A 5,042-nucleotide genomic window follows, 5' to 3' on the forward strand; every position below is an offset into this window, starting at 1 on the left:
GAGCGGGTACCGGTTCCGCGACACGACGGTGCTGTCCTCGGTGACGCCGGCCTGGGACTGGGTAGCCGTGCACGCGGTACACGCGGTGTACCCGGTGAATCCCGCGCCCGTGGCGAACCCGGCGCCCGTGGCGGGGGCGCCGGGTTCCGTCGGGGGCAGCATGACTGCGAGAGCCGCGGGGCCTGATGCCGTGCTCGCGTTCGCAGGCCGGGGCTCGCGATGTACGCCCGCGTTCCGGGTGGCCCGGGTACAGCCCGCCGGCGCGCCAGGGGACGTCTTCACCACCAGCGCGGTCGGCTGGGGGCACTCCATCCTGGCCAGCGTCGAGTACTCCGACGCGCGCCGGGCGTTCAACGAGGCGGTCGCCGGGGTCGCCGCGGTCACCGACGCGGCGATGGTCCCCCCGATCGCCGACGCGGCGACCGGGTGGCCTGAGGGGCATCCGCTCGACCAGTGGGTGGTCGCCGAGGCCGGGCTGCGGCTCGACGCGATGAAGGCCAAGATCGCCGAGATCACCCACCCGTGGCCGCTCGTCCGCGAGCCAGCGCCGGACCTCGGCGGACAGCACCTCATCAGCGTCTTCACCATGCGCAACGAGGTCACCGAGGGCGCCAGGCGGGTGCTCAGCCTGACGGCCCAGATCGCGAACGCGCCGGCCGTCGCCGCGCTCTAGCCTCTCGCTACCGGGACGGCGTCCAGTCCGGGTCGCGCCCGGACAGCGCGAGCGCGCGGTCGAGCGCCGCCGCGTCGTCCGGCAGGGAAACCGGCTCGGCGAACCCCTTGTACTGCCGGAACATCTCCGCGTTCGCCTCCACCGCCGCCAGCGCCGCCGCGGCGGCGCGGTCAGAGACGGTGTAGGACTGTCCCGTCGCGGCCGCCAGGTCCCAGCCGTGCAGCACGAGTTCGGCGAGCATCATCGCGCCGACGTCGGCGGCCGGGGTCGCCGATCCCATCACGTTCAGGTCCTTCTCCCAGACCGCCGGGTCGGCCCAGGCGTCGAGCGCGCGGTCGAGCTGCGCGCGGTAGGCGGCGGCGAAGTCGGGTTCGGCGGCGAAGTCGCGGGTCATCATCTCTTCGGGCACCATCTCGCCGTGCGCGCGCCGCTCGAAGTTGTACGCGGTCCACAGCAGGAGGTGGTTGAGCAGCGTCCGCACGTCCCATTCGGTGTCCGGGGTGGAGTCGCCGAACTGGCCGGGCCGGACGCCGGCGACGACTTGGGCCCCCGCGTCGGCCGCGTCGGTGAGCTCAGGATGCAGGTTCATAAGTCACGACGCTAGCCGCGGACCTGCCTGGGCGTCTTGAAGAAACGCGACAGCTACGCTGGGGCTCGTGACCGCTTCCGCCCGTTCACTCGGCGCCGGGGTGCTGCACCCGGGGACCGCCGCGACCCGGTTCAGCCTGAACAGGCACCGGCCGCCGGAGGACCTGGCGCCGTTCGTCGACTTCTGCTGGGTGGTCCGCTGGGACCTGCGCGGCGAGCCCGCGCACGAACAGGCGATCCTGCCGCACCCGAACGTGAACCTCGCGTTCGAGGCCGCTGGCCCCGCCGTGTACGGCATCGACCGGCGCGTTTTCACCAGGAAGATCTCCGGGGCCGGCGCGGTCCTCGGCATCCGCTTCCGGCCAGGCGGCTTCCGGCCCTTTTACTCCGCGGGAAAAATCTCCACTCTGAACGACCTCGTGGTGCCAGCCGGCGACATCTTCGGACCCACGGCGGACAGGGCCTGTACCGCGGTGCTCGCCGCCGCCTCGTCCGACGAGGCCATGATCGCGGCCGGGGCCGGCCTGCTGCGCGGCGCAGGGCCGCGGCCCGATCCGGTCATCGACCAGGTGGCCGCCATCGTGGACCGGATCACCGCAGACCCGGAGCTGCGCCGGGTGGCGTCGCTCGCGGACGTGTTCGGCCTACCGGAACGCAGGCTGCAGCGGCTGTTCGCCGAGTACGTCGGCGTCTCGCCCAAGTGGGTGATGCGGCGCGCCCGGCTGCACGAGGCCGCGCTGTGCGCCGACGCGGGCGGGAACGTCGACTGGGCCGCGCTGGCCACCGACCTCGGCTACGCCGACCAGGCTCATCTGACCAGGGACTTCACCGCCACGCTCGGGGTGCCGCCGTCCCGGTACGCCGCCGAGGGACGCTAGGGCTTGCGGGCCACGCCGGCCAGCATGAAGAGGCTGCCCAGGTCGAGTGGCAGCGTCACCGGCTCGTCGGGCCGCCACTCCGACAGGAAGACAAGCCCTGGCGCGACGATCTCCCAGCCGTCGAAGAACCGCTTGATCTCCTCGCGGCTGCGGATCTGCCCGCGCCCGAGGTTTTCCCGCAGCACCCGCACGCTGGCCGCGGCCTCGGGGGCGGCGTCGCAGAAGTGGGTGATCTGCATGTAGCTGCCGGGGACCACCGCGTCCTTGTAGGCGGCGACGACGCCGTACGGGTCCTCCTCGTCGAGCATGTGGTGGATCACGGCGTTCATGATCAGGCCGACCGGCTGGGTGAAATCGATCAGGCCGGTGACCTCCGGCAGGCCCAGCAGCTTGTCCGGCTCCATGACGTCCGCGAGGACCACGGCGGTCGCGGCGTCACCCGCGAGCAGCGCCTGGCCGTGCAGTGACACGCTGGGGTCGTTGTCCACGTACACCACGCGCGCCGCCGGGTTGACGCTCTGGGCGATCTGGTGCGTGTTCTGCACGGTCGGCAGGCCGGAGCCCAGGTCGAGGAACTGGCTGATGCCGAGAGCGGCCATGAACCGGACGGAGCGGCCGAGCATCGCCCGGTTGAGCCGCGCGCCGCTGCCGCTGTCCCCCATCGCCTTGACCGACAACCCGGCGACCGCGCGATCCACGGCGAAGTTGTCCTTGCCGCCGAGGATGGCGTCGTAGACCCGCGCCACGCTGGGCTTGGTCGTGTCGATTTCCGGCGGCACGTGGGCGGGGTCCAGCCTGGCCCAGGCCATATTGCTATCCGCCACCGCACGACCTCCCGGAGACAACTGCGATCCGAATGAATCGCTGCGCCGCATTGTAGCTTCCCGCGACGGCCTGACAGGCACCTGTGCGGGCTGACAGTCATTCGTGCGGGGGCTGGCAGCGGCCCGGACCACGATGGCACCATGCGAGAAGAACTCAACGCCGTCGAAGCCCGCGGGCTGGTTAAGCGGTTCGGCAAGACCACCGCGCTGGCCGGCGTGGACCTGACGGCCCGCGCGGGCAGCGTCCTCGGCCTGCTCGGCCCGAACGGCGCGGGCAAGACCACGGCGGTCCGGATACTCGCCACGCTGCTGCGGCCCGACGAGGGCGAGGCCCGCGTCTGCGGGTACGACGTCGTGCGCGACGCCTACCAGGTGCGCCAGCTGACCGGGCTCACCGGCCAGTACGCGTCCGTGGACGAGGGCCTGTCCGGGACCAACAACCTCGTCATGATCGGCCGGCTGCTGGGCATGTCCCGCGCCGAGTCGCGGGCCCGCGCAGCCGGGCTGCTCGCCAGGTTCGAGCTCACCGACGCGGCCGGGCGGCCGGCGAAGACGTACTCCGGCGGGATGCGGCGGCGCCTCGACCTGGCCGCCAGCCTCGTCGGGCGGCCCCGGGTGCTGTACCTGGACGAGCCGACGACCGGCCTCGACCCGTACAGCAGGAACGAGGTGTGGGCGATGATCAGGGAACTGGTCACCGACGGCACGGCCGTGCTGCTCACTACCCAGTACCTGGACGAGGCCGACCATCTCGCGCACGACATCGTGGTCATCGACCAGGGACGGGTCATCGCGACCGGCACGCCTGACGAGCTCAAGGCGGGGGCCGGGCGGCAGGTGCTCGAGGTCACCCCGGCCAGCCGGGCGGACGTCGCGGCGGTAGCGGCGGTGCTGTCAGCGCTGCTGAACGGGGAGCCCGTGGTCAGCCCAGAGTCCGGACGCGTCACCGCCCAGGTTGACGACGGCAGGCAGCTGCCTGAGATCGTCCGCGAGCTCGACGACAGGGGCATCGAGCTCGCCGAGTTCGCGCTGCGCAAGGCCAGCCTCGACGAGGTGTTCCTGGCCCTGACTGGTCACCGGGCCGAAGAGACCGCACCCGAGGAGACGGACGTCCCCGCGGGCCGGCGGCAGCAGAAACTGAGCAGGAGTGCGCAATGACTAGTTTTCCTTTGGTTCCCGCCAAGCGGCTCAGCCCGGTGACCGGCCTGCGGAACTCGCTCACGCTGACCTGGCGGAGCGTGCTGAAGATCCGGACGAACCCGGAGGACATGTTCGGGCTGCTGCTGCAGCCGATCATGTACCTGGTCCTGTTCACCTACGTGTTCGGCGGGCAGCTCGCCGGCAGCACGCACCAGTACCTGGAGTACTCGCTGCCGGGCATCATGGTGCTGTCGGTGACGTTCGCCACCCTCGGCACCGGCATGATGCTGAGCCAGGACGTCGCCACCGGCGTGTTCGACCGGTTCCGCGCCCTGCCGATCGCCCGCTCGGCGCCGCTGGCCGGCGCGATCCTCGGCGACAACGTGCGCTACCTGATCTCGATCGCCGTGACGCTCGGTTTCGGCTTCATCCTCGGGTTCCGCATCTTGACCACCCCGCTGGCCGCCATCATGGCCTGCCTGCTGCTGGTGGTGTTCGCGCTCGCCATGTGCTGGGTGTCCGCCCTCATCGGCATGCTGGTGAAGTCGGCGCAAGCGGTGCAGTGGTGGGGCTTCCTGGTCATGTTCCCGCTGATCTTCGGCAGCAACATCCTCACCGATGAGGCGAAGATGCCGGGCTGGCTGCAGGCGTTCGTGAAGGTCAACCCCGTCACCTACCTGACCGAGGCGGAGCGCGCGCTGCTCACCGGCGGGCCGGCGGCGGCCGTCGTGATCCGCTCGCTGCTGTGGGCGCTCGGCATCTTCGTGGTGTTCGCGCCGCTCGCGGTCCGCGCCTACCGCCGCCGCGCGTAAGAACGGGCCCTAGACGGCGGCTAGGGCCCGTTCCGCCAATTCGATGGCTGATTCGCGGTCAAGCCCGCGGCCGCGGGAGTACGCGCCGTCGAACGCCGCGGCGCCGAGCGCACGCCTGGCCGTCTCC

At 71.5% G+C, this 5,042-nt stretch carries 6 protein-coding genes; 4 read left to right on the forward strand and 2 right to left on the reverse strand.

Annotated elements, in window-relative coordinates; translation table 11 throughout:
• Positions 1–673 (forward strand): hypothetical protein (locus WA805_RS24710; protein ID WP_425243522.1); only part of this gene is annotated, 673 nt, incomplete at its 5' end.
• A gap of 7 nt (positions 674–680) precedes the next feature.
• Here the strand turns inward: WA805_RS24710 and WA805_RS24715 are convergent.
• The gene (locus tag WA805_RS24715; protein WP_422340453.1) at positions 681–1,262 is read right to left on the reverse strand and encodes a TIGR03086 family metal-binding protein; all 582 of its coding nucleotides are present in this window, start codon (positions 1,260–1,262) and stop codon (positions 681–683) included.
• Positions 1,263–1,329: 67 nt separating this feature from the next.
• On the opposite strand from WA805_RS24715, the gene WA805_RS24720 reads away from it, so the two are divergent.
• On the forward strand, positions 1,330–2,139 hold the full coding sequence (locus WA805_RS24720) for an AraC family transcriptional regulator (protein WP_425243523.1): 810 nt from the start codon (positions 1,330–1,332) through the stop codon (positions 2,137–2,139).
• On the opposite strand, the gene WA805_RS24725 is transcribed toward WA805_RS24720, so the two are convergent.
• Positions 2,136–2,963, reverse strand: a complete 828-nt coding sequence (locus WA805_RS24725) for an SAM-dependent methyltransferase (RefSeq protein ID WP_425243524.1) — start codon at positions 2,961–2,963, stop codon at positions 2,136–2,138. The genes WA805_RS24720 and WA805_RS24725 overlap by 4 nt on opposite strands.
• A 141-nt stretch (positions 2,964–3,104) precedes the next feature.
• On the opposite strand from WA805_RS24725, the gene WA805_RS24730 reads away from it, so the two are divergent.
• Both WA805_RS24730 and WA805_RS24735 read left to right on the forward strand, forming a co-directional pair.
• Positions 3,105–4,121, forward strand: a complete 1,017-nt coding sequence (locus WA805_RS24730) for an ATP-binding cassette domain-containing protein (RefSeq protein WP_425243525.1) — start codon at positions 3,105–3,107, stop codon at positions 4,119–4,121.
• Positions 4,118–4,915 carry an ABC transporter permease gene (locus tag WA805_RS24735; protein WP_422274969.1) on the forward strand — a complete coding sequence of 266 codons (798 nt, stop codon included), beginning with the start codon at positions 4,118–4,120 and terminating at the stop codon, positions 4,913–4,915. The genes WA805_RS24730 and WA805_RS24735 overlap by 4 nt, the downstream gene beginning before the upstream one ends.
• The last annotated feature ends 127 nt before the right edge of the window (positions 4,916–5,042 follow it).

This window comes from Trebonia sp., assembly GCF_049794275.1.
Taxonomy (GTDB): Bacteria; Actinomycetota; Actinomycetes; order Streptosporangiales; family Streptosporangiaceae; genus Trebonia.

What these genes read in the sequence shown, in the direction of transcription:
- WA805_RS24715 (WP_422340453.1), bottom strand. Translation starts at nt 1,262, where the DNA reads ATGAACCTGCATCCTGAGCTCACCGACGCGGCCGACGCGGGGGCCCAA.
- WA805_RS24730 (WP_425243525.1), top strand. Translation starts at nt 3,105, where the DNA reads ATGCGAGAAGAACTCAACGCCGTCGAAGCCCGCGGGCTGGTTAAGCGG.
- WA805_RS24735 (WP_422274969.1), top strand. Translation starts at nt 4,118, where the DNA reads ATGACTAGTTTTCCTTTGGTTCCCGCCAAGCGGCTCAGCCCGGTGACC.